Origin of the sequence: Streptomyces sp. LX-29 (assembly GCF_029541745.1) — a bacterium.
Classification (GTDB): domain Bacteria; phylum Actinomycetota; class Actinomycetes; order Streptomycetales; family Streptomycetaceae; genus Streptomyces.
The window spans coordinates 3,530,936-3,557,839 of sequence record NZ_CP089746.1; the positions used below are offsets into that span (position 1 = coordinate 3,530,936).

The following is a 26,904-nucleotide window of genomic DNA, read 5'->3' on the forward strand; positions in this document are numbered from 1 at the left end:
ATCAAGGGGCCGGTACGCCACTTGGGGCCGAATGGGAGGCGGAAGATCCGATGAGAATGGTGAAAACGCACCCGGACATGCGACGACCCCCGCCGGGGGGGAGAGCGGGGGTCGTCCCCACGGCCGACTCGGGGGGGGAGGAGTCGGACCGGGTTAGCACGGTCGCGAACGATCCGTGACTTCCATGGTGTACCCGAAGGCCTTCTCAGGCAAACCCACGCGCCCCAGCTTACGCCGAATGGAGGGCCCCTATGCTCTGGCTCGTGGAAAACCACTCCTTGCCGCGCACAGCCGCCTTCTTTGACCTGGACAAGACGGTCATTGCGAAGTCGAGCACTCTCACGTTCAGCAAGTCCTTCTACCAAGGCGGACTGATCAACCGCCGCGCCGTACTTCGGACCGCGTTCGCGCAGTTCGTCTTCCTTGCGGGAGGTGCGGACCACGAGCAGATGGAGCGGTTGCGCGAGTACCTCTCGGCGCTCTGCCGCGGCTGGAACGTGCAGCAGGTGCGCGAGCTCGTCGCGGAAACTCTGCACGACCTGATCGACCCGATCATCTACGACGAGGCCGCCTCGCTGATCGAGGAACACCATGCCGCCGGCCGCGACGTCGTGATCGTCAGCACCTCCGGCGCCGAGGTCGTGGAGCCGATCGGCGAGCTGCTCGGCGCCGACCGGGTGATCGCCACCCGCATGGTCGTCGAGGACGGGGTCTTCACCGGCGAGGTGGAGTACTACGCCTACGGCCCCACCAAGGCGGAGGCCATCGCCGAGCTCGCCGAGACCGAGGGGTACGACCTGGCGCGCTGCTACGCCTACAGCGACTCGGTGACCGACATCCCGATGCTGGAATCCGTCGGCCACCCGCACGCCGTGAATCCGGACCGGGCCCTGCGCCGTGAGGCGATCGCCCGCGACTGGCCGGTTCTCTCCTTCAGCCGCCCGGTCCGCCTCAAGCAGCGCCTCCCCTCGTTGTCGATGCCGCCGCGGCCGGTCCTGGTGGCCGCCGCCGTGGGCGCGGCCGCGGCCACCGCGGGCCTGGTCTGGTACGCCAGTCGGCGCCGCGTACCGTATGTACGTGTTTGACCGGAATAGCAAAGATCTGCGCCGAGGGGTTCCGCTTCGCCCCGGGCAGGAGTAGAAAGGACTTGACGGCCCGCGAGACCCAGGGGTATCCGGGAGGATCTCCCCGAACGCACCAAGGCCCCACGGACCGAGCATGAACGTTGGGCACCCACGCGACGTCGACCCGTCGATTACGGGCCAGCCGCACCAGGTGACGGGCAAAGCACCCGGCCTGATGGGCATATATCGAGGACGCTTGGTAACCCGGCGGACGTGCCAGCGGCGGTACCGGTGGTTTCGGTACCGCCGCAACCCTGTCCGGGACGCATGACCCCTCCTGCCCGAGACGCATGGCCCTTGTGCGAGACGTACGACTTCTGTCCGGGTTCCGTCCGAGGTGAAGGGTTCCCTCCGAGGCGTACGACCTCAACCCGGGGGCGGTTCGCCCCAGAAGACCGAAAGGCCGCCCGGAATCAGCGGCAATCGGAGCGACCGTTCCCGGCGCGAGCGAGTGGGCCCGGGCCGGAAGTCCCCGGACGGGGACGAACCGCCGGACGCCGCCTCGCCGGTTCGGGCGACGCGGCCGCGCCCGGACATCCGGTCCCAACACCCCGTCGGACAACACCCCGTCGGACGACGGCACATCGAGGACGGCCGACCACGGCCAGGGCCACGAACCCGCGCCGCCCCTGAGCCTGACGGCCCCGCGACCCGCGACCCACCCCTTCGAACTGACAGGTCCCGGAGGAGGGGCCGCCGCCACGCCATGGTCGGAAGTGAACGCCGGATCGCGGCGGCAGGATCCCGTGCCGTGGTCAGGCCGCTCCGCGCTGGAGGGCCTCGCACACCGCCGTGCTCTCCCGCACGCCCAGCTCAACGGCGCGCCCACAGTGCGCGATCCAGGCCGCCATACCCTCCGGAGTGCCGGACGCGTAACCCTCCAGCGCGGCGACGTACGCCTCACGCCCCAGCTCCGCGTGGCCGACCTCAGCCGGGCAGATCGACTTGGGGTCCAACCCACTGTCGATCAGCACGATGCGCTCGGCGGCCCGGGCGACCAGTCCGTTGTGCGAGGCGAAGGGTCGCAGGGCGAGCAGTTCGCCGTGCACCACGGCGGCCTTGACCAGCGCCGGCGCCGAGCTGCCCGCCAGCAGCAGCCGCGCCAGCCCGTCGAGCCGTCCCGCCATCTCCTGCGCGTCCGGCAGCGCCAGCGTCACCAGCGGCTCGTTCACCGGTTCGGCGGCCTGTCGGGGCCGGCCCACGGTGTCGTCGGGGCTCGCCCCACCGGCCGCCACCAGGTGCAGCCTGGCCAGCACCCGCAGCGGGGACTGGCGCCAGACGCTGAGCAGCTGCCCCGCCTCCGCGGTCAGCCGGAGCGCCGCGCCCACGGTGCGCGGCTCGCCCTCCGCGCCGAAGTCGGTGCGGCGACGCACCTCTTCGAGCGCCCAGTCGGCGCCCGCCAGCGCCGCCGAGGCACGCGCGGCGCGCAGTGCCGCCTCGGAGGTCACCTCATTGCTGCGGCGGCGCATCACGCGGTGGCCGTAGACCCGGTCCACCGCCGTGCGCACGGCCTCCACCGAGTCGGCCACGCCGGGCAGGGCGCCGAGGGCGGCGAGCGGATCAGCTGTCCTACTACTCATGGGTACGACACTACGCAACCGCGGCCTACACCCCCCATTGGAGTGGTCTTCTTCACGCATTCGCACCATGCGACACAGGGCGCCCACTAGTGTCGATGAACATGAAGATCGCTTTCGTCGGCAAGGGCGGCAGTGGCAAGACGACGCTGTCGTCCCTGTTCATCCGCCACCTCGCAGCCGCCCGCCTGCCGGTCATCGCTGTGGACGCCGACATCAACCAGCACCTCGGCGTCGCGCTGGGTCTGGACGAGGCGGAGGCCGCCACGCTGCCCGCTCTGGGCGCCCAGCTGCCGCTGATCAAGGACTATCTGCGCGGAACGAACCCCCGCATCGCCTCCGCCGACGCCATGATCAAGACAACCCCGCCCGGCGAGGGGTCGCGCCTGCTCCGCGTCGACGAGGACAACCCGGTCTACGACGCCTGCGCGCGCACCGTCGCGCTCGACGACGGCCAGGTACGGCTGCTGGCCACCGGTGCCTTCACCGAGTCCGATCTCGGCGTCGCCTGCTACCACTCCAAGGTGGGCGCGGTGGAGCTGTGCCTGAACCATCTCATCGACACCCGAGGGGAGTTCATGGTCGTCGACATGACCGCGGGCAGCGACTCCTTCGCCTCCGGCCTGTTCACCCGCTTCGACATGACCTTCCTGGTGGCTGAGCCCACCCGCCGGGGCGTCGCCGTCTACCGCCAGTACAAGGACTACGCGCGCGAATTCGGCATCGCTCTGCGCGTGGTGGGCAACAAGGTGCAGGGCCCCGAGGACGTCGACTTCCTCCACGACGAGGTGGGCGACGACCTGCTGGTGACCTTCGGCCACTCCGACTGGGTGCGGGCGACGGAGAAGGGTCGGCCGCGTCGCTTCGAGCTGCTGGAGGAGGCCAACCAACGCGCCCTGCGCACGCTGCACGAGACGGCGGACGCCGCGTACGAGCGCCGGGACTGGCGGCGCTACACCCGACAGATGGTGCACTTCCATCTGAAGAACGCGGCGAGTTGGGGCAATGAGCGCACGGGCGCCGACCTGGCGACCCAGGTCGACCCCGGCTTCGTCCTCGACGAGCGGCTGGCCGCGAGCCCTCAGCCCGTCTGACCGGCTGACCGTTCAGCCGTCGGACCGGCTCGCCGTCTGACCGGCTGGCCGTTCAGCCCTGGGGCCGGCTGGCCGTCTGACCGGCTGCCCGTTCAGCCCTGGGGCCGGCTGGCCGTCTGGCTGTTCGGGACGAGGGCCTGGCCGCCGGCCGGCCGCCGCCCCGGCAGCTCTCGGCCTCCGCCCCGGCTAACCCTGACCGTCGTCCCTGCCGCCCTCTGGCCGCCGGCCCGGCTGGACCGCCTTCCGGTCCCGCTGCGTGCCGCGCTTCTCCGTCCGCTCCCTGCCGCCGGGCCGCCTCTCGGCGTGCCCCTTCACGGCCTTGTGCGGCCGCCCCTGGCGTGCGTGCACCGCGTGCCCGCCCGCGTCAGACCCGCCCGCCTCAGAGCCGCGGGCCTCGCGGCCATGGGCCTGGTACCCGCGGGCGTCGCGCCCATAAGTCCTGTGGCCGTCAGGCTGCCCATATGCCTTGTGTCCGTCGGCTTTGAGTGAAGGGTTCTTGTGCGCCTCCGCCGTCGGGCGCTCCCGCTTCACCGCTCCCCCTGTGCGTCCGTGGACGTCGCCACCCTGCTCGCCCTTGCGCGCCTGGCTCTCAGGGCCGTGGGTCTTATGCCCCTTCCCCTTATGCCCCTTGGCCTTATCCCTCTCGTTCTTGTGCGCCTTGGACGCCGGCCCGTGATGCTTCTTGGGAGGCTTGGAGTCCGTTTCGAAGGGAGCGGCCAGATAGGACGCCCAGCCGCCCGGCGGCCGCTCGCCGACCGCCAGAGCGCGCAGTCGGGCGAGGACTTCGGGATCCTGCGCGTCCATCCAGTCGGCCAGTTGCTTGAAGGAGACGCAGCGCACCCCTTCACGCGGGCAGAGCGTCTCGATGGTCTCCTCGACGGCGCGCATATACGTGCCGCCGTTCCATGATTCGAAGTGGTTGCCGATGAAGAGCGGAGCGCGATTGCCGTCGTAGGCCCGGTCGAAGGCGGCGAACATGCCGTCGCGCATCTGGCGGCCCCAGCCCGCGTGCATCGCCGGGTTTCCGCGGGCGGTGCCCGACTGGTTGGCGAGGAAGTTGTAGTCCATCGACAGCGTTTCGAAGGCGCGGCCCGGAACCGGGATCTGTTGCAGGGGGAAATCCCAGAGCCCGCCCAACTTGCCCGGCCACACCTGGTGTCCTCCGCTGGAACTGGCGTCGTAGCGGAAGCCCAGCGACCGGGCGGCCGGAATCAGATTCCGCTGCCCTTCCAGACAGGGCGCGCGGCCACCGACGAGTTCCTTGCGGTAGTCGAACGGCAGCGGCTTGGCGTCCTTGATGCCGGAGGTGGTCTTCCAGTGGGCCACGAACCACTCGGCCTGGCGGATCTCGCTCCGCCACTCCTGCGGCGTCCAGGTGCCGACTCCGTCGCCCGGTCCGCAGAAGTGCCCGTTGAAGTGGGTGCCGATCTCGTTGCCCTCCAGCCAGGCGCCACGGAGCTGCTCCACGGTGTTGCGGACGCCCCGGACGTCGGTGAAGCCGATGGCGGAGGCGCCACGGGAGTGCCGGGGCGGGTCGTAGAGGTCGCGCCGGTGCTCCGGCAGCAGATAGACGCCGCTGAGGAAGTAGGTCATCGTCGCGCCGCTGCGCTTGGCGACCTTGCGGAAGCGGGAGAAGAGGCGCTGGCCGTCCTCGCCCGCGCCGTCCCAGGAGAAGACCACGAACTGCGGCGGCGCCTCGCCCGGTCTCAGGCGGTGGGGGGTGGGCTGCCGCGGCTGCGGCCCGGTGTACGCGGTCGAGCCGTCACCGATGAGCGTGACCGACGGCGCGCCCGGCTTCGGCGCCGCGTGCCCCTGCTGTCCTTTGCCTCCCTTGCCTCCCCTGGGGACCCGGTGGCCCTTGCGGCCGTCCTGGCCGCCGTGCGGAGCCGCGCCTTCCGCCGCCTGGTTCGCGGGGGCCCGCTCCGATCGCGGCCCCGTCGAGCAGCCCGCCGCCGCAGCGGCCAGCACGGCCGTCGTGGCGAGCACCACCGTGAACTTCCTCCCGGCCGCCATCAGCCACCTCCTCTCCTCTGCTCCGGCCGTCACTCCGGGGCCGCATGCCGGTCCGTGCGTGTGCGTCTCACACGCCCTCAGAACGCCGGGCAAACCTCGCATAGCGCATTAAGCGGACAAATAGCGACAAGCCACTTGAAACGAATATTCACTCGAACGGCGGAACCTGGCCGCCACTCTGATCAAAAAGACTTCTCGGGACCTTTACTCGGCATTACGATTCGTTTACTAGCGCTTGGGAGTAATCAGACCATCACCCACCGTGACCCACGACCGCGGACTCCGTTCACGGCCGCGCAGCCCCGGGAGGAGACGGCAATGTCTCAGCAGCTCTTGAACCGGATCGACAGGACCGGCTGGCGCCGCGACGTCTCCGCCTCGATCGTGGTCTTCCTGATCGCCATCCCGCTCTCTCTCGGCGTCGCCCTGGCCACCGGGGCGCCGCCGGAGGCCGGGCTCGTGGCGGCCGCGGTCGGCGGGCTGGTCGCCGGCCTGCTCGGCGGCGCGCCGCTCCAGGTCAGCGGCGCCGCGACCGGCTTGGTCGTCGTCACCACCGACCTCGTCCAGCGGTACGGATGGCGCACGACCTGCGCGATCACCGTGTGCGCGGGCCTGGCGCAGCTCGCCCTGGGCGCCCTGCGGGTGGCCCGCGCGGCGCTCGCCATCAGCCCGGCGATCGTGCACGGCATGCTGGCGGGCATCGGCGTCGTCATCGCGATCGGTCAGCTCCATGTGCTGCTGGGCGAGCGGCCCGACGCGTCGGCGCTCCGCAACCTCGCCGCCCTGCCGGCCGAGCTCCGCCACCCGCATCCGGCCGCCCTGGCGATCGGGGCGGTCACCGTCGCCGTGCTGGTCCTGTGGCCACGGCTGCCCGGATCCGCGGGGCGGGCGCTGCGCACGGTCCCGGCGCCGCTGGCCGCCGTGGCCATCGCCACCGCGGCCAGCGTCTCCACCACGCTGCCCCGGGTCGATCTGCCGTCCTGGCGGCTGCACGCCCTCCCGGGAGTGCCGGACGGACCGGCGCTCGGCCTGATCGCCGCGGTGCTCACGGTCACGCTCGTGGCCAGCATGGAGTCGCTGCTGTCCGCCGTCGCCGTGGAGCGGCTGCACGCCGAGCGGCCGGGCGTGGGCAGGGTCCCCGCACCCCGTCTGGACCGCGAGCTGGCCGGCCAGGGCGCGGCCAACGTCGTCTCGGGGCTGCTGGGCGGCATGGCGATCGCCGGCGGGGCGATCCGCGGCTCGGCCAACGTCAAGGCCGGCGCCGTCTCCCGGCGCTCCGCCGGGCTGCACGCCCTCTGGGTGGTGCTGTGCGCGGGGCTGCTGGCCGGGGCCCTGGAGCTGATCCCCCTCGCCGCGCTGGCCGCGCTGGTCATGGTCGTCGGCGTGCAGATGGTGAGCTTCGCCCACATCAGGCATGTGCAGCGGCACCGCGAGTTCCCCGTCTACGCGGCCACGCTGGGCGGCGTCGTGCTCCTCGGCGTGCTCCAGGGGGTGGCCGTCGGCATCACGGTCGCCGTCTTCACCTCGCTGCGCCGGCTCACCCGTACGCGGATCACCGTCATCGAGGAGGCCGACCGGCACCGGGTGCGCGTCGACGGCCAGCTGACCTTCCTCGCGGTGCCCCGGCTCTCCCGGGCACTCTCCCAGGTGCCCGCCGAGGCGAACGCCGTGATCGAGCTCGGCGGCTCGTTCATGGACCACGCCGCCTACGACGCCCTGCAGTCCTGGTCGAACGGGCATCGCGCGCAGGGGGGTTGGGTCGCGCTCAGCGGTCGCCACGGACGGCCGATCGCCGAGCCCGCCAGCGCGCACATCTGCCGCCCGTGGACACCCTGGCGCAACCACCACTGCACCCGGCCCACACCGACCAGCCGCCCCGGCGGGCCCGGTGAAGGCCAGCTGCTGGGCGGGGTGAGCGCCTTCCAGCGCAACACGGCGCCGCTGGTCCGGGAGGAGCTGGCCCGACTGGCGCGCGAGGGGCAGCGGCCGACCCAGCTCTTCCTCACCTGCGCCGACTCCCGGCTGGTGACCAGCATGATCACTTCCAGTGGCCCGGGTGACCTGTTCACCGTGCGCAACGTGGGGAACCTGGTCCCGCCCCCCGGTGCCCCCGTCGCCTGCGACTCGGTCGGCGCGGCGATCGAGTACGCGGTGGAGGTGCTGAAGGTCAGCAGCATCACGGTGTGCGGGCACTCCGGCTGCGGCGCGATGCAGGCCCTGCTCGGCTCCTCCCAGGAGCCCGGCGCCCAGACGCCGCTGGCCCGTTGGCTGCGCCACGGGCGCCCCAGTCTGGCCCGGATGGGCCGCATCGGACGGCTGGGGCGCGGCGAGGTCGCCCTCGCCGACCGGCCGGTCGCCGACGACGTGGAGCGGCTGGCCCTGGTCAATGTGGTGCAGCAGTTGGAGCACCTGATGGCGCACCCGTGCGTGGCCCGCAGCGTGGCCGAGGGCCGGCTCGCGCTGCACGGGATGTACTTCCACGTCGCCGAGGCGCAGGCGTATGTGCTGGACCGCAGGACGGCGACGTTCTGCGCGGTGCGACCGGAGGTGCTGGACGTCGTGCACCCCTGACCTGGCCGTCCCCCGAGACGGCCGTCCCCCGACACGGCCGTCCCTCAGAGGCGGCCGTCCCGACACCACCGGCCCCGAGACAGCCGCCGCCGACACCACCCGCCCCTGACCGCACCCGTTGCCCCGAGGCCCACCCCTGGCCGTTCCTTCGAAGCCCCCATCCGCCCGAAGCCTCCGTCCCCTCCGAGTCCCCCGTCCCCTCCGAATCCCCCGTCCCCCCGAAGCGTCCGTTCCCCGACGGCTCCGTCCTCCGGGCAGCTCCGCCTTCCTCACACCGCCGCCCCCGGCTCGCCCGTCGCGGTGGCGTGGCGCCGACTGCACACCACCGCGACGGCCTTCCCCCGGTAGGCCCGTCCGGTCGCGTCACCGGCCGCGTGTGCCGGGTCGCGTCACCGGCCGCGTGAGCCGGTCGTGTTCACCTGACGGGCCTTCTCGGCGGGTCAGTCGGAGAGCTCGTCGCCGAGCCGCTCCGGTACACACGGGCCGACCTCGCCGCGGTAGACGCCGAGCACCACCGACCGCCTGTCGTCGTCCCCCGCGGACCACGTGAGGCGCCGGTTCTCGATGGTGAGGGTGTCACCGGGCTTCAGCTCGTGTCCGAGGTCCCAGCCCTCGTTGGGTGCCGCGTCGCCTGCGGTGGGTTCGGGTGCCGGCGTCTTCCCGGCCGCCTCCGTCGGATCCTCGTCGGTCGGAGCGCCGTCGGTGAAGCCGATCCGGCCCTCCTGCCGGCCGCGGGTGGGCGCACACCCCATGCCGGCGGGCGGGTTGTCGATCACCGCCTTCACGCCGGCCTTTCGCAGCTCTCGCGCCAGTCCACGCTGCTGCTCCGGGCTGAACGAGGCGTCCTCGACGCTGACGGTGACCGTCCCGTCGGAGTGCTTCTCGACCGCGTACGCGGACGTCGTCGCGGGCCCCGGCAGGGCGACGGCGCCGGCCGCCGCCGCGCCGCAGGCCGCCAGCCCCAGCGCGGCCCGGCGCACGGTGACCAGACGGCGTCGTGCCACCGGCTCGGTCCGGATCGCGGAGTCCAGCCGCATCTCGCTTGTGAGCTCAGCCAGCAGCCGGTCCTCGAAGGTCGTCTTCATGCTTCTCCCCTTGCGTATTCCCTGGAGTGGGCAAGCCGGGCGCCGCCCGGGCGGGTCGAGGTCGGAGTCGGGTGGGGCGCGGCGCCGGACTCCGGCGCCGCCGCGGGCCGTTGGGTCACCGCGCGCAGCGCCTTGCGGGCCCGGTGCAGCCGCACCCGCGCGGTGACCTGCCGTATGCCGAGCGCCGCGGCGGCCTCGGCAACCGTCAACTGGTCGACGACGACCAGCTCCAGGAGCGCGCGCTCCCCTTCGGGGAGACCCTCCAGCGCGGCCAGCGCGCGGCGCCCGACGCTCTCCGCGTCGAGCTTGTCCTCCAGCCGCGCGACGTCGTCGGAGTCGAGCAGCCGGTGTCCGGCGATCCGCGCGCCCAGCGCGGACTCCCGTGCGCTGCGGCGCCGTTCGGCCGAGACGACGTTACGGGCGATGCCGTACAGCCAGGCCGTCTCGCTCCCCCGGCCCGGTCGGTAGGTGTGCCCGGAGTCGATCACCGCGAGGAACACCTCGGCGGTGAGGTCGGCGACGGTGTACGGATCGGCCACCCGGCGCGCCACGAAGCGGGTGACGCCGTCGATATGGCGCCGGTAGAACTCCTCGAACGCGACCGGATCTCTCGCTGGGTGCACTGCTTCGTCCTCTCGCCTGCCTGCCTTCACCTCTACTTGGCAGGAGGGCCGCAGAGCGTTACACGACGCCTGCCGCCTGAGCGAGGCGCGAGGCAGCCGGACCGGCGCCCGAAGAAGCCGGGCCCCCGCGCAGGCCGGCCTGGCACCCGCGGAGGCCGGTGCGGCGCGAAAGCAGACGATCTACGGAGCCGAACGGGCCATCGCGTACAGGTCTAAACCAATAATTGCCGGGAACCCTTGTCAGGGCGTGCACCGGCCTGGTGAGCTAAGGCTTCGAGACAACGCGCACCGCCGGGAAAGGACGATGACGTGAGCAACGAAAGCCTGGCCAACCTCTTGAAGGAGGAGCGCCGCTTCGCGCCGCCGGCCGAGCTGGCCGCGCGGGCCAACGTCACCGCGGAGGCGTACGAGCAGGCCAAGGCTGACCGGCTGGGCTTCTGGGCCACCCAGGCCCGACGGCTGAGCTGGGCGTCCGCGCCGACCGAGACGCTGGACTGGTCGAACCCGCCGTTCGCGAAGTGGTTCGCCGACGGAAAGCTCAACGTGGCGTACAACTGCGTCGACCGCCATGTGGAGAACGGCCTCGGCGACCGCGTGGCCCTCCACTTCGAGGGCGAGCCCGGCGACACCCGCTCGATCACCTACGCCGAGCTGCTGGGCGAGGTCTCCCGCGCCGCCAACGCCCTGACCGAGCTGGGCGTCCAGGCCGGCGACCGGGTCGCCATCTACATGCCGATGATCCCCGAGACGGTCGTCGCCATGCTCGCCTGCGCCCGGATCGGCGCCCCGCACTCCGTGGTCTTCGGCGGCTTCTCGGCCGACGCCCTGGCCACGCGCATCCAGGACGCCGACGCCCGCGTCGTCATCACCGCCGACGGCGGCTACCGGCGCGGCAAGCCCTCCGCGCTCAAGCCCGCCGTCGACGAGGCGCTGACCCGCCCCGGCACCGAGAGCGTCCGCAGCGTGCTGGTGGTCCGCCGCACCGGTCAGGAGACGGCCTGGACCGAGGGCCGCGACGTGTGGTGGCACGACCTGGTGCGGCGCCAGTCGGACCAGCACACCCCGCAGGCGTTCGACGCCGAGCACCCGCTGTTCATCCTCTACACCTCGGGGACGACGGGGAAGCCGAAGGGCATCCTGCACACCACCGGCGGCTATCTGACCCAGGTGTCGTACACCCACCACGCCGTCTTCGATCTCAAGCCCGAGTCGGACGTCTACTGGTGCACCGCCGACGTCGGCTGGGTCACCGGCCACTCGTACATCGTCTACGGCCCGCTGAGCAACGGCGCGACCGAGGTGCTCTACGAGGGCACCCCGGACACCCCGCACCAGGGCCGCTGGTGGGAGATCGTCCAGAAGTACGGCGTCACGATCCTCTACACCGCGCCCACCGCCATCCGCGCGTGCATGAAGTGGGGCGACGACATCCCCGCCAAGTTCGACCTGAGCAGCCTGCGCGTGCTGGGCTCGGTCGGCGAGCCGATCAACCCCGAGGCGTGGGTCTGGTACCGCAAGCACATCGGCGCGGACACCACCCCCGTCGTCGACACCTGGTGGCAGACCGAGACCGGCGCCATCATGATCAGCCCGTTGCCGGGGGTGACCGACACCAAGCCCGGCTCGGCCCAGGTCCCGTTGCCCGGCATCGCCGCCACCGTCGTCGACGACGACGCGAACGAGGTGCCCAACGGCGCCGGCGGCTACCTCGTGCTCACCGAGCCGTGGCCGTCGATGCTCCGCACGATCTGGGGCGACGACCAGCGCTACCTGGACACCTACTGGTCCCGCTTCGAGAACCGGTACTTCGCGGGCGACGGCGCCAAGAAGGACGACGACGGCGACATCTGGCTGCTGGGCCGGGTCGACGACGTGATGCTGGTCTCCGGCCACAACATCTCCACCACCGAGGTCGAGTCGGCCCTGGTCTCGCACCCGAAGGTCGCCGAAGCCGCGGTCGTGGGTGCGACGGACCCGCAGACCACGCAGGCCATCTGCGCCTTCGTCATCCTGCGCCAGGAGGCCGCGGCGGCCGAGGCCAAGGCGGAGGCGGCTTCCGCCGACGCCGAGGGGGACCTGGTGGAGGAGCTGCGCGCGCACGTCGCCAAGCAGCTCGGCCCGATCGCCAAGCCCAAGCGGATCCTGCCGGTGGCCGAGCTGCCCAAGACCCGCTCCGGCAAGATCATGCGCCGGTTGCTGCGCGACGTCGCGGAGAACCGCGCGCTGGGCGACGTCACCACGCTCACCGACGCCTCGGTTATGCAGCTCATCCAGAGCCGGCTGCCCGCCGCGCCCAGCGAGGACTGAGCCGACCGCCGCAGCCGGCGAGCGTGGAACGGCCGGCTGCGGCGATCTCCGTACGACGTCCGTACGCGCCGGTGTCGGCCGCGGCGATCGCCGTACGCGTCGGTGTCCGGTCGCGGCGACTCCGCCTGTGCGGTGTCGGCCGCGGGAATCGCCGTACGCGTCGGTGTCCGGTCGCGGCGACTCCGCCCGTGCGGTGTCGGCCGCGGCGATCTCCCGCCCGCGCCGGGATCCGGCCACGGCGATCTCCGTTCGGGCCGGTCTCCGGTCACGGTGATCTCCGTCCGCCGACCGCGCCCGCGCCGACAAAACAGCAGGTCAAGGCCACGCAGCAAGGAAGGGCGCCCCACGCCACAGGGGCGCCCTTCACCCTTTCAAGCTAAAGTAGGACCCTGACGCGTAAAGATCGCGACAAGAATCAGAGGCGCGCCGGGAAGTCTGGTCGGCACACAGCACACGTGTACCCGCCCGTCCGACTTCAGGAGGTCCACCCTCGTGGCCGCCCCCATCCGTCGTAAGTTCCTCGGTCGCCAGTCGCTGCCCGAGCGCACGTTCGTCGCAGACGCGCTGCGCACCGAGACGCTCGGCGGCGTGCTGCTGCTGGTCGCGGCCATCGTGGCGCTGCTCCTCGCCAACACCCCGCTCAGCGGCTTCTACCACGACGTCAAGGACTTCTCCTTCGGACCGGAGTCGCTCCATCTGCACCTGTCCGTGGCGGCCTGGGCCCAGGACGGCCTGCTGACGGTCTTCTTCTTCGTCGCCGGCATCGAGCTCAAGCGCGAGCTGATCGCGGGCGAGCTGCGCGACCCCAAGGCGGCGGCGCTGCCGGTCGTCGCCGCGATCTGCGGCATGGCCGTGCCCGCCCTGGTCTACACCGTGGTCAACACGGCCGGCGGCGGCAGCCTGCGGGGCTGGGCGGTGCCCACCGCCACCGACATCGCCTTCGCGCTCGCCGTCCTCGCGGTCATCGGCACGGCGCTGCCCGCCGCGCTGCGCGCCTTCCTGCTCACCCTCGCCGTCGTCGACGACCTCTTCGCGATCCTGATCATCGCGGTCTTCTTCACCCAGAAGATCGACTTCCTCGCCCTGGGCCTCTCGGTCCTCGGCCTCGTCGTCTTCTGGCTGCTACACCGCAAGGGCGTGCGCGGCTGGTACGTCTACGTCCCGCTCGCCGTCGTCATCTGGGCGCTGATGCACGCCAGCGGCGTCCACGCCACGGTCGCCGGCGTCGCCATGGGCCTGATGCTGCGCTGCACCGTGCGCGACGGCGAGGAGCGCTCCCCCGCCGAGCACGTCGAGCATCAGGTGCGCCCGTTCTCCGCGGGGCTCGCCGTACCGCTCTTCGCGCTCTTCGCGGCCGGCGTCTCGGTCTCCGGCGGCGCGGTCGCCGACGTCTTCACCCGGCCGGAGACGCTCGGCGTCGTCCTCGGGCTGGTGGTGGGCAAGACCATCGGCGTCTTCGGCGGCTCCTGGCTCGCCGCGCGCTTCACCAAGGCGGAGCTGAACGAGGAGCTGGCCTGGGCGGACGTCTTCGCCGTGGCCTCGCTCGCCGGGATCGGCTTCACCGTCTCGCTCCTCATCGGCGAGCTGGCCTTCCCCGCGGACCCGGTGCTGGCCGACGAGGTGAAGGCCGCGGTGCTGATCGGCTCGCTGCTGGCCGCGGTCCTGGCCTGCGTGCTGCTCAAGCTGCGCAACAACCGGTACAAGCGGCTGTGCGAGGAGGAGGATCGGGACGAGGACCAGGACGGCATCCCGGACGTCTACGAGTTGGACAAGCCCGACTACCACCTGCGGATGGCCGCCATCTACGAGGCCAGGGCGGCCGAGCACCGGCGGCTGGCCGAAGTAGCCGCCGCCCAGGACACCGGCGAGGATGGTCCGGCATGATCTGAGAGGCTTGAGGACCGTAGCTCCGCAGGTGCAGAGCTCCGCAGAAGAGCAGAGGGAGATGGCGATGAGCGCAGCCGACGACAGCGGCAACCGCAGCCTCGGCCAGTTGGTGGCCACGGCGACCACCGAGCTGTCCGCGCTGGTCCACGACGAGATCGCACTGGCCAAGGCCGAGATCCGACAGGACGTCAAGCGGGGCGCGATCGGAAGTGGCGCCTTCATCGCGGCGGGTGTCCTGCTGCTCTTCTCGCTGCCGGTGCTCAGCTTCGCCCTGGCGTACGGTTTCCGCGCCTGGACCGGACTCGGTCTGGTCTGGTGCTTCCTCATCGTCGGCGGCCTGTACTGGCTGCTGGCGGCGGTGCTCGGGCTGCTGGCGCTGGCGAAGTTCAAGAAGGTCAAGCCGCCGCAGAAGTCCATCGATTCCGCGAAGCAGACCGCGGCGGTGCTCTCGAACGTCAAGCCGCATCCGCGTGCCGCCGTCGATGGCCACCGGCTGGACGTCGATGTGACACGCTCGACTGCATGACGGCTCCCGATTCCGCTGCCGCGCTCGTACGGTTGGACGGCCCCTGGACCCACCGGGACGTCGCGGCCAACGGTGCGCGCTTCCACATCGCCGAGCTGGGCGACGGTCCGCTGGTACTGCTGCTCCACGGTTTCCCCCAGTTCTGGTGGACCTGGCGGCACCAGCTGACCGCCCTCGCCGACGCCGGCTTCCGGGCGGTGGCGATGGACCTGCGCGGCGTGGGCGGCAGCGACCGTACGCCCCGCGGCTACGACCCGGCCAACCTCGCCCTCGACATCACCGGCGTCATCCGCTCGCTCGGCGAACCCGACGCCGCGCTCGTCGGCCACGACCTGGGCGGCTATCTGGCCTGGACGGCCGCGGTGATGCGGCCCAAGCTGGTGCGACGGCTCGTCGTCGCCTCCTCGCCGCACCCTCGGCGCTGGCGCTCGGCCATGGTCGCGGACGTCAAGCAGTCGGCGGCGAGCAGCCACATCTGGGGGTTCCAGCGGCCCTGGATCCCGGAGCGTCAGATGGTCGCCGACGACGCGGCCCTGGTGGGGCGGCTGATCCGGGACTGGTCGGGGCCGCTGCTGCCCGACGACGAGACGGTGGACGTCTACCGCCGCGCCATGAGCATCCCCTCGACGGCGCACTGTTCGATCGAGCCGTACCGCTGGATGGTGCGGTCGCTGGCCCGCCCGGACGGCTTCCAGTTCAACCGGCGTATGAAGCGGCCGGTGCGGGTGCCGACGCTGCATCTCCACGGTTCACTCGACCCGGTGATGCGCACCCGCAGCGCCGCTGGTTCGGGGGAGTATGTGGAGGCGCCCTACCGCTGGCGGCTCTTCGACGGCCTCGGCCACTTCCCCCATGAGGAGGATCCGGTGGCGTTCTCGACCGAGCTGATCGACTGGTTGCGGGACCCGGAACCCGACCGTTAGGCGACGTCCCGTCAACCACGGGGGGAAACGCCCATACGGCGAACTGCCACTTGCCCGTCGCATAGGCCAATTGACGCCTCCCCAGGCGATTACGGACCTTGGGGCACGGGCAGAGTCCCGGGTATGGGCTGGACGCACGACTACCGTGACGCACCGAGCGAGCGCGGCTCCGACGCCAATGCCAACACGACGCTGAGCGTGTCCGAGCGACGCGCTCCCGGACATCCGCAGGGCTCCCTGGCGCCGCAGGGCCCGGGTCCGCGGGGCCATGCCTCTCGCATCGGCATCCCACGGATCATCCGCCGCCGGGCCCGCTGGGTCTCGGCGCGGCTGCGCCACCACCCGCGCAGCCGCTGACAGCGCTCGCGCTGCCACCGGCACCCTCCGCGAGACCGCTGACACCCTCCGCGCGGCCGTTGACACCTTCCGCACGACCGCTGAAGCCTCCGTGCGGCCGTTGAAGGCGCCCGGCGCCGCCTGACTCCGCCCGGCGCCTTCACGAAGAGCCCCGCGAAAGACCTCCGTGGAGAGCCTCCGCGAGGAGCCCTCCATCAGGGAGGACTCTCGGGAGGCTCTCGGGGGCCGCGGGGCCGGGGTCCGCCCGTCCGCTACAGGGCGCAGCCCTGGCTGTCGGCCTGACCGGTGGCGGTGCGCCCCTGCTCGACGTCCTCCCGGACCTCGTCGGCGGTCAGCGCGTACCCCGTGTCCGGGTCGTCGAGCGACTTGGCGAAGACGACGCCGTACACCCGTCCCTCGGGGGTCAGCAGCGGGCCGCCGGAGTTCCCCTGCCGCACCGTGGCGTAGAGCGAGTAGACATCGCGGCGGACACTGCCCCGGTGGTAGATGTCCGGACCGGTGGGCTGCATACGGCCGCGCACGCGCGCGGCGCGGACGTCGAAGGAGCCGTTCTCCGGGAAGCCGGCGACGATGGCGTCGTTGCCGCTGCGCGCGTCGCCCTCGGTGAACTTCAGCGCGGGAGCGCGCAGCGAGGGGACGTCGAGGACGGCGATGTCACGCTCCCAGTCGTAGAGCACCACCCGGGCGTCGTACGTCCGGCCCTCGCCACCGATCTGCACGGTCGGCTCGTCGACGCCGCCGACGACATGCGCGTTGGTCATCACGCGGTGCGGCGCGAAGACGAAGCCGGTGCCCTCGAGGACCTTGCCGCAGCTCGGGGCGGAGCCGACGACCTTGACGATGCTCTGCTTGGCGGCCGTGGCGACGGGGCTCTCGGCCAGCGCCGGGTCGGGCGGCGGGACGGAGGTGATGGGCTCGTTGGCGAACGGGGAGAAGACCTGGGGGAATCCGTTCTGCGCGAGCGTGGCGGAGAAGTCGGCGAACCAGGTGTTGGCCTCCTCCGGGATCACCCGGGAGACGCCGAGCAGCACCCGCGAGTTGCGCACCTCCTTGCCGAGTGTCGGCAGCGAAGTGCCGGCCAGCGCGGAGCCGATCAGCCAGGCGACCAGCAGCATGGCGACGACGTTGACCAGCGCGCCGCCGGTGGCGTCCAGGGCGCGCGCCGGTGACCAGGTGATGTGCCGGCGCAGCTTGTTGCCCAGGTGTGTGGTGGCGGCCTGTCCGACCGAGGCGCAGACGATCACCAGCACCACCGCGGTGACCGCGGCGAAGGTGCCCGGCGTCGCCTCGTCGGTGGCGGCGTCCCAGATCACCGGCAGCAGATAGACGGCGATCAGGCCGCCGCCGAGGAAGCCGATGACGGACAGCACACCGACGACGAAGCCCTGGCGGTAGCCGACGATGGCGAACCACACGGCGGCGAGCAGCAGCAGGATGTCCAGCACGTTCACCGAAATTTGCCTCGCAATGATGTCGCCGGGACCGTGGTCCGGCCGGGGCTTCCGGGGCGGCCCTCCCACCGGCCCACGCGGCGCCCCGGAGCGTCGGCGACGAGGTCGCCGGGCCGGTGGCGGCCGCTCATGTCAGGGTCCCCGGGAGAAGACGGCACGGGGACAAACCTCTCATGCCTGCCAGTCGAGCGAGACCTGTCGGTCCCGGTCCCAGGGGAGCTCCCAGCCCGCGTAGTGCAGCAGGCGGTCGATCACCCCGGCGGTGAAACCCCAGACCAAGCCCGCTCCCAAGGTGAAGGCGGGGCCCTGGTGCCCACTGGGGTGAAGCGCCATGGCCCGATTGTCCGGATTGGTGAGGTCCGCCACCGGCACGGCGAAGACCCGCGCCGTCTCGGCCGGGTCCACCGGCGCGACCGGGCTGGGCTCGCGCCACCAGCCGAGCACGGGGGTCACGACGAAGCGGCTGACCGGGATGTACAGCCGGGGCAGCACTCCGAAGATCTGGACGCCGGTGGGGTCGAGGCCGGTCTCCTCCTCGGCCTCGCGCAGCGCCGCGCGCAGCGGGCCGACCCCGTCCGGGTCTCCGTCCTCCGGGTCGAGTGCGCCGCCGGGGAACGAGGCCTGCCCCGGGTGCGAGCGCAGCGACCCCGCGCGCTCCATGAGCAACAGCTCCGGCCCGCGCGGTCCCTCGCCGAAGAGCACGAGCACCGCGGACGGGCGGCCGCCGCCCTGGGCGGGCGGCAGGAAGCGGCTGAGCTGGAGCGGCTCGATCGTCTCGGCGACCCGCGCGACGGGCTCCAGCCACTCGGGCAACCCCTGGGTGCTGACGGCGACGCCGCCGTAGGTGCTCGTCATCCGGCGGCTCCCAGCGGCGCGGCGGCCTTCCCGGGGTAGTTGGCCGGGGGACTGAGTCGCTGGCCGGGCTGGCCGCCCAGCTCGTACTTCAGCAGCTTCCTGGCCTTCTCGGGGTCGGTCTCGCCCTCTCCGTACGCCGGGCACAGCGGGGCGATGGGGCAGGCGCCGCAGGCGGGCTTGCGGGAGTGGCAGACGCGCCGGCCGTGAAAGATGATCCGGTGCGAGAGCATCGTCCACTCGCTCTTGGGGAAGAGCGCGCAGACCTCGGCCTCGACCTTGTCCGGGTCCTCCTGTGTGGTCCACTTCCAGCGCCGGACAAGTCGCCCGAAATGGGTATCAACGGTCACGCCGGGCACTCCGAACGCGTTGCCCAACACGACATTGGCCGTCTTGCGTCCGACGCCGGGCAGCGTGACGAGGTCCTCCAGTCGCCCCGGCACCTCGCCGCCGAACCGGTCCCGGAGGGCGGCGGAGAGCCCCAGCAACGACCTCGCCTTGGCCCGGAAGAACCCGGTCGGCCGAATCAGCTGCTCCAGCGCCTCGGGGTCCGCGGCCGCCATCTCCTCGGGGGTGGGATAGGCGGCGAAGAGGGCCGGAGTGGTCTGGTTGACGCGCAGGTCGGTGGTCTGGGCGGAGAGGACGGTGGCGACCAGCAACTGGAAGGGGTTCTGGAAGTCCAGCTCGGGGTGGGCGTACGGATACAGCTCGGCGAGCTCGCGGTTGATCCGGCGGGCGCGACGGACGAGCGCGACGCGAGACTCGACCTTGGCCGGCTTGGCGACCTTGGCGGACTTGGCGGGCTTCGTGGCCGTGGCGGACTTGGCGGCCGCGGGGGCCTTGGTGGCCGTGGCGGCGTTGGCGGCCGCGGGGACCTTCGCGCTCTTCGCCGCCCCCCGGGCCTTCGCGGGCCTCGCGGTCCTCGACGCTCCGGCCGGCGCGACGCCCTGGGCGGCCGGCGCGACATCCTGGGCGGCCGGGGCGGCATCCTGGGCGGCCGGCGCGGCCCCCGAGGCGGCGGCACTGGCCCTTTTGCTCGACTTCACGGCTTTCGAGGCGGCACGGGGCGGGTGTTCGCCCACAGCGGAATTTCGAGGTGCGCTCACCCGTCCAGCCCCCTTGCCCTGTGCTCTCACCGGCCTATTGGACACCCGGCCAGCCTAAGCCCAGGCACTGACATCCGCCCCGGTCGCACGAAATCGGCCGCCCAATCGGACCCCTGCCGTACGGTCCCATGGACCGGTGCGTCAAACTTGTGATTGATCGCACTGTTTTACCGTCCGGCATCATGGGGACCAAGGTCCCCTGTGCGTGTCGACAAGGAGAGATCTCGTGGACGACGTTCTGCGGCGCGCCCCGCTTTTCGCGGCGCTCGATGACGAGCAGGCCGCTGAGCTGCGCGCCTCCATGGGAGAGGTCACCCTCGCCCGAGGCGACGCACTCTTCCACGAAGGGGACCCGGGCGACCGCCTGTATGTGGTCACCGAGGGCAAGGTGAAGCTCCACCGCACCTCTCCCGACGGCCGCGAGAACATGCTGGCCGTGCTCGGTCCCGGCGAGCTGATCGGCGAGCTGTCGCTCTTCGACCCCGGCCCGCGCACCGCCACCGCGACCGCCCTCACCGAGGTGAAGCTCCTCGGCCTCGGCCACGGCGACCTCCAGCCGTGGCTCAACGCGCGCCCCGAGGTGGCCAGCGCCCTGCTGCGCGCCGTCGCCCGGCGCCTGCGCAAGACCAACGACCAGATGTCCGACCTGGTCTTCTCCGACGTCCCGGGCCGTGTCGCGCGGGCGCTCCTGGACCTGTCGCGCCGCTTCGGCGTGCAGTCCGAGGAGGGCATCCACGTCGTCCACGACCTGACCCAGGAAGAGCTCGCCCAGCTCGTCGGCGCCTCGCGCGAGACCGTGAACAAGGCCCTCGCCGACTTCGCGGGCCGCGGCTGGCTGCGCCTGGAGGCGCGCGCCGTGATCCTGCTGGACGTGGAGCGCCTGGCCAAGCGGTCCCGCTGACGCGGGTCGCCACGGGCGCACCGGTGCGGGGCCGTTCCCGCACCCGCACCCCATAGGCACGAAGGGCCCCCGCCGGATATCCGGCGGGGGCCCTTCGCCGTTGCCGTCGCCTCCCGGCCCGACCCGCCGTACGGCGGCCTGGCGGACCGACCCGCCGTACGGCAGGAGGGTCCCGTAGCGCGTCGCCGCGTGCGCCGGGCACCCGGTGAGCGCGACCAGCGCGGGCGGCGACCACCGGCGCGCTCCGGCCCGGCCGGCCGCGGCCGAGCGCCGTACGCCTCAGATCAGCCCGTGGTCCCGCAGATACTCCAGCTGCGCCCGGACCGACAGCTCCGCCGCGGGCCACAGGGAGCGGTCCACGTCCGCGTAGACGTGGGCGACGACCTCCTCCGACGTGCGGTAGCCGTCCTCGACGGCCGTCTCGACCTGCGCGAGGCGGTTGGCGCGGTGGGCGAGGTAGTACTCGACCGCGCCCTTGGCGTCGTTGAGGACGGGGCCGTGGCCCGGGAGCACCGTGCTCACACCGTCGTCGACGGTCAGGGAGCGGAGGCGACGCAGGGAGTCGAGGTAGTCGCCGAGGCGGCCGTCGGGGTGCGCCACCATGGTGGTGCCGCGGCCGAGGACCGTGTCGCCGGTCAGCACGGCGGCGTCGGCGGGGAGGTGGAAGGAGAGCGAGTCGGCGGTGTGGCCGGGGGTGGGGACCACGCGCAGTTCGAGGCCGCCGGTGGTGATGACGTCCCCCGCCGCGAGGCCCTCGTCGCCGAGCCGCAGGGCGGGGTCGAGGGCGCGCACCCGGGTCCCGGTGAGCTCCGCGAAGCGCGCGGCGCCCTCCGCGTGGTCGGCGTGTCCATGGGTGAGCAGGGTGAGCCCGACGCGCTTGCCGGCCCGCTCGGCGGTGTCGACGACCGCCTGGAGGTGGCCCTCGTCCAGCGGTCCCGGGTCGATGACGACGGCGAGGTCGGAGTCCGGCTCGGCGATGATCCAGGTGTTGGTGCCGTCCAGGGTCATCGCGGACGGGTTGGGCGCCAACACGCACACCGCGCGGGCGGTCGCCGGACCGCTGATCGCGCCGCCGCGCGGCTGTCCCGGCAGGGAGGCTGCGTAGGTCATGAGGTGGCTCCGCCCGTGGGTCCCGTGGGGACGTGCTTGGTGAACTCGTCGTGGCCCGGCCAGCTCAGCACGATCTCCTCGCCGACCAGGCTCGCCCGCGCGAGCACCGGTGTCAGGTCGATCCGATCGGCGGCCGCCAGCGCCTCGGCCGCCGTGCCGTACGGCGCCACCTGGCGCAGCGTCGCGATGGTGGGCGGCATCATCAGCAGCTCGCCCTTGTCGTAACCGTCGGCGGCGTCCTGGGGGCGGATCCAGACCGTACGGTCCGCCTCGGTCGAGGCGTTGCGCGTGCGCTGGCCCTCGGGCAGCACCGCCACGAAGAACCAGGTGTCGTAGCGGCGCGCCTCGAACTCCGGGGTGATCCATCGGGCCCAGCCGCGCAGCAGGTCCGAACGCAGTACCAGGCCGCGGCGGCTGAGGAAGTCGGTGAAGGACAGCTCGCGGTCGACCAGCGCCGCGCGGTCCGCCTCCCAGTCGTCCCCCGAGGTGTCCGCGACGACCGTGTCCGCCGTGGGCCCGGCGAGCAGCACGCCGGCCTCCTCGAAGGTCTCCCGCACCGCGGCGCACACGATCGCCTGCGCCGCCGCCTCGTCTCCCGCCAGCCCCAACCGCTCGGCCCAGGCGTCGCGCCCGGGCCCGGCCCAGGCCACCGGCCGGTCGTCGCGCGGGTCCACCGCGCCGCCCGGATACGCGTACGCGCCTCCGGCGAAGGCCATGGAGGCGCGTCTGCGCAGCATGTGGACGGCGGGGCCGTCGGCACCGTCCCGCAGCAGCAGGACGGTGGCGGCACGGCGCGGGGCGACCGGGGTCAGTTCGCCGGCGGCGAGCGCCCGGATCCGATCCGGCCACTCGGCCGGATACCACTGGCCGTTGACGGCGGGCGGCGTGGGAGGCGTGGGCGACGCCGATGACACGGACGACGACGCGGACGGGCCAGGCGACATGGACGGCATGGCCGGATGGTATGCGCTCGCGGGCGGATGTTCGAGAGGCGCCGCCCTGACCTGCCGGTTCCTCTCCCCCTGTGGCCCGCCGGGTGTCCGCGTACGTGCCGTCGCGGTCGCTGGCCCCGAACAGGCCGGACAAGGGCGGGTGCCGCCAGGAGAGCGCCCGGGGGCCAACCCCGGGCCGACTCCTGGCGGCACCCTCACTCTGACGGTCGAAACGGTGAGCGCCCTCGCGCGGTGAGCCACGTACGGCGAGGGCCCGCATCGCCCCGCGCGGCAAGCTTCACGGCCTACGCGGCGAACACGCGCGGACCGCAGTCCGCGGTCCGCAGTCCGCGGTCCGCAGTCCGCAGTCCGCAGTCCGCAGTCCGCAGTCCGCAGTCCGCAGTCCGCAGTCCGCATGGTGAACGCGCCCCGCGCGGTGCGCGGTTTCGCCCGCGGTGACCAGAACCGGCCCGCGCGGCGGCTGCTGCCCGCGCCGTGAACCCGCGCCGGGCGGTCGGACCGAGCCCTTCAGTCGGCTCGGTCCACCCGTCTCCTACGACCGTTTCCGGCCGCCCGGCCCGTTCAGAGGGCTCGCCCGTCCAGACAGCCCGCCCGTTCGGATCGCTCGCCCGTTCGGGCAGCTCGCCCTTTCAGGCCGTTCAGTCCGCGATCTCGACCTGGATCTCGACCTCGACCGGCGCGTCCAGCGGCAGCGCCGTCGCGCCCACGGCGCTGCGCGCGTGCACGCCCTTGGCGCCCAGGACCTCGCCCAGCAGCTCGCTGGCGCCGTTGATGACGCCCGGCTGGCCGGTGAAGTCCGGAGCCGAGGCGACGAAGCCCACGACCTTGACCACGCGGACGATCTTGTCCAGGTCGCCGATCACCGACTTCACGGCGGCCAGGGCGTTCAGCGCGCAGATCCGCGCCAGGTCCTTGGCCTCCTCCGGCGTCACCTCCGCGCCGACCTTGCCGGTCACACCCAGCTTGCCCTCGACCATCGGGAGCTGGCCCGAGGTGTAGACGTACGAGCCGGTACGGACCGCCGGGACGTACGAGGCGATGGGCGCCGCGACCCCCGGCAGCCGCAGGCCGAGCTCCGCGAGCTTCTCCTCGACCGCGCTCACGCCTGCTTCTCCCGCTTCAGGTAGGCCACCAGCTGCTCGGGGTTGTTCGGGCCCGGCACGACCTGGACGAGCTCCCAGCCGTCCTCGCCCCAGGTGTCCAGAATCTGCTTGGTCGCATGCACGAGCAGCGGCACGGTCGCGTATTCCCACTTGGTCATGGTGCTGACTGTAATGCCTCTCTCGCGGGGGCTCGTGCGTACTCCGTACGGCGACTGGTTAGGCTCCCGAATGTGAGCAGGCTCCATGTCGTCAGTGGCAAGGGCGGAACCGGCAAGACCACGGTCGCCGCCGCACTCGCGTTGGCCCTCGCGGCCGAGGGCAAGCGGACACTGTTGGTCGAGGTAGAAGGCCGGCAGGGCATCGCGCAGCTCTTCGAGACGGAGGCGTTGCCTTATGAGGAGCGCAAGATCGCGGTTGCGCAGGGCGGCGGCGAGGTGCACGCCCTGGCCATCGACCCCGAGTACGCGCTGCTCGACTACCTCCACATGTTCTACAAGCTCGGCAGCGCCGGGCGGGCGCTGAAGAAGCTCGGCGCCATCGACTTCGCGACGACCGTCGCGCCCGGGCTGCGCGATGTGCTGCTGACCGGCAAGGCCTGCGAGGCGGTGCGCCGCAAGGGCAAGGACGGCCGGTTCGTCTACGACCACATCGTCATGGACGCGCCGCCGACGGGCCGGATCACGCGCTTCCTGAACGTCAACGACGAGATGGCGGGGCTGGCGCGCACCGGCCCGATATACAACCAGGCGCAGGCGGTCATGCGGGTGCTCAAGTCCCCCGAGACCGCGGTGCACTTCGTGACGCTGCTGGAGGAGATGCCGGTCCAGGAGACCGCGGACGGCGTCGCCGAGCTCCGCGCGGAGGGCCTGCCGACAGGTGGGGTCATCATCAACATGGTCCGTCCGGCGATCCTGGACCAGGCGGCCGTGCAGGCCGCCGCCAACGGCCAGCGCACGGCCGTGGCCAAGGCGTTGTCGGAGGCCGGGTTGGGCGGCGCGCGCCGCGGCGGGCTGGCGGAGCGGCTGGTCGACCCGCTGCTGGAGCAGGCGCGCGAGCATGCGGAGCGGGTGGCGCTGGAGCACGCGCAACGCGCCGAGTTGGGCCGACTGGGGCTGCCGACGCACGAGTTGGAGCTGCTGAGCGACGGGATCGACCTGGCCGGGCTCTACCGGCTGGCGGCGGACCTCCGCAAGCAATGGACGGCATGAGCGGCGGGCACCGGACCGGGCCGCGCGAGGGAAGGTGGGCATGACCATGGACGCGGCACCGCGGCTCGACACCGACGCGCTGCTGGACGACCCGCGGACCCGCATCGTGGTGTGCTGCGGCTCGGGCGGCGTCGGCAAGACCACGACCGCGGCGGCACTGGGCGTACGGGCCGCCGAGCGCGGCCGCAGGGTGGTCGTCCTCACCATCGACCCGGCCCGCCGGCTGGCCCAGTCGATGGGCATCGGCTCGCTCGACAACATCCCGCGTCGGGTGGAGGGCATCGACACCTCGGCCGGCGGCGAACTGCACGCGATGATGCTCGACATGAAGCGGACGTTCGACGAGTTCGTCGAGGCGCACGCCGACGTCGAGCGTGCCGCCGCGATCCTCGCGAACCCCTTCTACCAGTCGCTGTCGGCCGGCTTCGCGGGCACGCAGGAGTACATGGCCATGGAGAAGCTGGGCCAGCTGCGGGCGCGTGACGAGTGGGACCTGATCATCGTCGACACACCGCCCAGCCGCTCGGCGCTGGACTTCCTGGACGCGCCGAAGCGTCTCGGCTCGTTCCTGGACGGCAAGCTGATCAAGGTGCTCCTGGCCCCGGCCAAGGTGGGCGGCCGGGCCGGGCTGAAGGTGCTCAACGTCGGCATGTCGATGATGACGGGGGCGCTGAGCAAGCTGTTGGGCGGGCAACTGCTCAAGGACGTGCAGACCTTCGCCTCCGCCATGGACACCATGTTCGGCGGCTTCCGCACCCGCGCGGACGCCACCTACCGGCTGCTCCAGGCACCCGGCACGGCGTTTCTGGTGGTGGCCGCCCCGGAGCGGGACGCGCTGCGCGAGGCCGCGTACTTCGTCGAGCGACTGGCGGCGGACCGGATGCCACTGGCGGGCCTGGTGCTCAACCGGGTGCACGGCAGCGGCGCAGCGGAGCTGTCGGCCGAACGCGCGTTGGCCGCCGCCGAGATGCTGGCGGACCGGACATCCTTGGCCAACGTTCTGACGGCCAGTGATGATTCTGTAGAAAATCTTGCCGACGCCCGCATTGTCGATCGCGCTTCCGGGAAGGTTGACGAGCGAAGCGCACTGGATACGGACTCCAGCGCGGACCCGGTCGCCACTGCCGTCGCCGACGACCACTCCCCCACGTCGGCGGAGCAGCTTGCCGCGGGGCTGCTGAGGCTGCACGCGGAGCGCATGCAGGTGCTCGCGCGTGAGCAGCGCACGCGTGATCGTTTCGCCGCGCTGCACTCCGAGGTCCCGGTGGCCGAGGTCGCCGCGCTCCCCGGCGATGTGCACGACCTGGCGGGGCTGCGTGCGGTGGGCGAGCGTCTGGCGGTCCAGACGGGAGAGAGCCGAGCCGCCGGTTAGGGCACGCGGCCGGCGGCTCCGACCATGGGCGTCCGTCGCGCCGATCGTCGCAGCCGCCGCTGAGCGCGGCAACCACCTGGTGGGGCGCGCGTACAAGCGGCGGTCACGGCCACGTACATCCCGCGCCACCGCACGCCGCGCGTCGCCGCGCATCCCGCACGGCCGCATGTCGCGCCGTGGCGCACGCACCGTGCCACCTGTCCACGCGCCAGGACCCGACGGCCCTAGACGGCGTGCCTCAAGCGATCGCCTCGCGGGGACCCCTCCGAGGCCGACCAGCCCACAGCGGTCTCAACAAGGGCGGATCACGCCGCGGCGAATCCGGCCCAGCGGATCAGACCGAGGTGCATCACGCCGAGCGGAGTCAAGCAGACGGCTCATCCCGCCGCGGCGTAGCTGCCGTACTCCTCTTCGTCGCCGACGGGCAGCAGGCCCGCTCCGCGCTCGTACTCCGTGCGGGCGGTCTCCAGGAGCCGCCGCCACGAGGTGACGGTCGGCCGGCGGCGCAGCAGCGCCCGCCGCTCGCGCTCGGTCATCCCGCCCCAGACGCCGAACTCCACGCGGTTGTCCAAGGCGTCGGCCAGGCACTCGGTGCGCACCGGGCATCCCGTGCAGACCGCCTTCGCCCTGTTCTGTGCCGCGCCCTGGACGAATAGTTCATCCGGATCGGTAGTGCGGCAGGCTGCCTGCGCACTCCAGTCGGTTACCCAGCCCATGCTGGCGCCGTCCTCTCCCGAATCGAGGCTCCCCCACGGCGACAA

Annotated in this window: 22 protein-coding genes and 1 pseudogene; 11 read left to right on the top strand and 12 right to left on the bottom strand. The window is 72.3% G+C overall.

The genetic code is table 11. The features are described from left to right. The first annotated feature begins 251 nt into the window (after positions 1-251). Positions 252-1,085, top strand: a complete 834-nt coding sequence (locus tag LRS74_RS15075) for an HAD family hydrolase (protein ID WP_277741487.1) — start codon at positions 252-254, stop codon at positions 1,083-1,085. Between the two features lie 794 nt (positions 1,086-1,879). Here the strand turns inward: LRS74_RS15075 and LRS74_RS15080 are convergent. Then, a complete protein-coding gene (locus LRS74_RS15080) occupies positions 1,880-2,704 on the bottom strand; it encodes a Fic family protein (RefSeq protein ID WP_277741488.1) in 825 nt (274 codons plus the stop codon). Positions 2,705-2,805: 101 nt separating this feature from the next. On the opposite strand from LRS74_RS15080, the gene LRS74_RS15085 reads away from it, so the two are divergent. Then, positions 2,806-3,795 (top strand): ATP-binding protein, encoded by a 990-nt coding sequence (locus LRS74_RS15085; protein ID WP_277741489.1) that lies wholly within the window; start codon positions 2,806-2,808, stop codon positions 3,793-3,795. A 714-nt stretch (positions 3,796-4,509) separates the two neighbouring features. Here LRS74_RS15085 and LRS74_RS15090 read toward each other — a convergent pair. Beyond that, positions 4,510-5,808 (bottom strand): annotated as a pseudogene (locus LRS74_RS15090) (hypothetical protein); the annotation flags it as partial. Positions 5,809-6,126: 318 nt separating this feature from the next. On the opposite strand from LRS74_RS15090, the gene LRS74_RS15095 reads away from it, so the two are divergent. After that, a complete protein-coding gene (locus LRS74_RS15095; protein ID WP_277741490.1) occupies positions 6,127-8,379 on the top strand; it encodes a SulP family inorganic anion transporter in 2,253 nt (750 codons plus the stop codon). A gap of 440 nt (positions 8,380-8,819) precedes the next feature. Here the strand turns inward: LRS74_RS15095 and LRS74_RS15100 are convergent, their stop codons facing one another. Further along, positions 8,820-9,464: a hypothetical protein gene (locus LRS74_RS15100; RefSeq protein ID WP_277741491.1), complete on the bottom strand. Its 645-nt coding sequence runs from the start codon at positions 9,462-9,464 to the stop codon at positions 8,820-8,822. Beyond that, entirely contained in the window at positions 9,461-10,087 is a 627-nt protein-coding gene (locus LRS74_RS15105; RefSeq protein WP_277741492.1) for an RNA polymerase sigma factor, read from the bottom strand. Before LRS74_RS15105 ends, LRS74_RS15100 begins: the two co-directional genes overlap by 4 nt. 309 nt (positions 10,088-10,396) lie before the next feature. Here LRS74_RS15105 and acs point away from each other — a divergent pair, with 309 nt between their 5' ends. The 5 genes from acs to LRS74_RS15130 all read left to right on the top strand — a co-directional run bounded on the left by acs (position 10,397) and on the right by LRS74_RS15130 (position 16,087). Then, on the top strand, positions 10,397-12,394 hold the full coding sequence (gene acs / locus LRS74_RS15110) for an acetate--CoA ligase (RefSeq protein ID WP_277741493.1): 1,998 nt from the start codon (positions 10,397-10,399) through the stop codon (positions 12,392-12,394). 492 nt (positions 12,395-12,886) lie between these two features. Further along, positions 12,887-14,278 (top strand): Na+/H+ antiporter NhaA, encoded by a 1,392-nt coding sequence (nhaA, locus tag LRS74_RS15115; protein WP_277741494.1) that lies wholly within the window; start codon positions 12,887-12,889, stop codon positions 14,276-14,278. A gap of 67 nt (positions 14,279-14,345) precedes the next feature. After that, positions 14,346-14,807 (top strand): phage holin family protein, encoded by a 462-nt coding sequence (locus tag LRS74_RS15120; protein WP_277741495.1) that lies wholly within the window; start codon positions 14,346-14,348, stop codon positions 14,805-14,807. After that, positions 14,804-15,730 carry an alpha/beta hydrolase gene (locus LRS74_RS15125; RefSeq protein WP_277741496.1) on the top strand — a complete coding sequence of 309 codons (927 nt, stop codon included), beginning with the start codon at positions 14,804-14,806 and terminating at the stop codon, positions 15,728-15,730. The genes LRS74_RS15120 and LRS74_RS15125 overlap by 4 nt, the downstream gene beginning before the upstream one ends. A gap of 123 nt (positions 15,731-15,853) precedes the next feature. Next, positions 15,854-16,087: a hypothetical protein gene (locus LRS74_RS15130; protein ID WP_277741497.1), complete on the top strand. Its 234-nt coding sequence runs from the start codon at positions 15,854-15,856 to the stop codon at positions 16,085-16,087. Between the two features lie 251 nt (positions 16,088-16,338). Here LRS74_RS15130 and LRS74_RS15135 read toward each other — a convergent pair whose 3' ends face one another. The 3 genes from LRS74_RS15135 to nth form a co-directional block, all read right to left on the bottom strand. Beyond that, positions 16,339-17,538: a MarP family serine protease gene (locus LRS74_RS15135; protein ID WP_277741498.1), complete on the bottom strand. Its 1,200-nt coding sequence runs from the start codon at positions 17,536-17,538 to the stop codon at positions 16,339-16,341. Between the two features lie 171 nt (positions 17,539-17,709). Continuing rightward, positions 17,710-18,393: a CoA pyrophosphatase gene (locus LRS74_RS15140; RefSeq protein WP_277741499.1), complete on the bottom strand. Its 684-nt coding sequence runs from the start codon at positions 18,391-18,393 to the stop codon at positions 17,710-17,712. Next, the gene (gene nth / locus LRS74_RS15145) at positions 18,390-19,436 is read right to left on the bottom strand and encodes an endonuclease III (RefSeq protein ID WP_277741500.1); all 1,047 of its coding nucleotides are present in this window, start codon (positions 19,434-19,436) and stop codon (positions 18,390-18,392) included. The genes LRS74_RS15140 and nth overlap by 4 nt, the downstream gene beginning before the upstream one ends. A gap of 286 nt (positions 19,437-19,722) precedes the next feature. Between nth and LRS74_RS15150 the strand changes: the two genes are divergently transcribed. Next, positions 19,723-20,397: a Crp/Fnr family transcriptional regulator gene (locus LRS74_RS15150; RefSeq protein ID WP_014061749.1), complete on the top strand. Its 675-nt coding sequence runs from the start codon at positions 19,723-19,725 to the stop codon at positions 20,395-20,397. Positions 20,398-20,676: 279 nt separating this feature from the next. Here the strand turns inward: LRS74_RS15150 and LRS74_RS15155 are convergent, their stop codons facing one another. From LRS74_RS15155 to LRS74_RS15170, 4 genes are all read right to left on the bottom strand, one after another. Then, positions 20,677-21,507 (bottom strand): MBL fold metallo-hydrolase, encoded by an 831-nt coding sequence (locus LRS74_RS15155; protein WP_277741502.1) that lies wholly within the window; start codon positions 21,505-21,507, stop codon positions 20,677-20,679. Further along, positions 21,504-22,460 carry an NUDIX hydrolase gene (locus tag LRS74_RS15160; protein ID WP_277741503.1) on the bottom strand — a complete coding sequence of 319 codons (957 nt, stop codon included), beginning with the start codon at positions 22,458-22,460 and terminating at the stop codon, positions 21,504-21,506. Before LRS74_RS15160 ends, LRS74_RS15155 begins: the two co-directional genes overlap by 4 nt. A 638-nt stretch (positions 22,461-23,098) precedes the next feature. Further along, a complete protein-coding gene (locus LRS74_RS15165; protein WP_277741504.1) occupies positions 23,099-23,563 on the bottom strand; it encodes a RidA family protein in 465 nt (154 codons plus the stop codon). Then, positions 23,560-23,721, bottom strand: coding sequence for a DUF4177 domain-containing protein (locus LRS74_RS15170; RefSeq protein ID WP_003975360.1), 162 nt, complete (start codon positions 23,719-23,721; stop codon positions 23,560-23,562). The genes LRS74_RS15165 and LRS74_RS15170 overlap by 4 nt, the downstream gene beginning before the upstream one ends. A gap of 72 nt (positions 23,722-23,793) precedes the next feature. Here LRS74_RS15170 and LRS74_RS15175 point away from each other — a divergent pair, with 72 nt between their 5' ends. Together LRS74_RS15175 and LRS74_RS15180 are read left to right on the top strand one after the other, a co-directional pair. After that, positions 23,794-24,771, top strand: a complete 978-nt coding sequence (locus LRS74_RS15175) for an ArsA-related P-loop ATPase (RefSeq protein ID WP_144382978.1) — start codon at positions 23,794-23,796, stop codon at positions 24,769-24,771. Between the two features lie 40 nt (positions 24,772-24,811). Next, on the top strand, positions 24,812-26,143 hold the full coding sequence (locus tag LRS74_RS15180; protein ID WP_277741505.1) for an ArsA family ATPase: 1,332 nt from the start codon (positions 24,812-24,814) through the stop codon (positions 26,141-26,143). A 377-nt stretch (positions 26,144-26,520) separates the two neighbouring features. Here the strand turns inward: LRS74_RS15180 and LRS74_RS15185 are convergent, their stop codons facing one another. Then, positions 26,521-26,859: a WhiB family transcriptional regulator gene (locus LRS74_RS15185; protein ID WP_277741506.1), complete on the bottom strand. Its 339-nt coding sequence runs from the start codon at positions 26,857-26,859 to the stop codon at positions 26,521-26,523. Positions 26,860-26,904 lie beyond the last annotated feature (45 nt).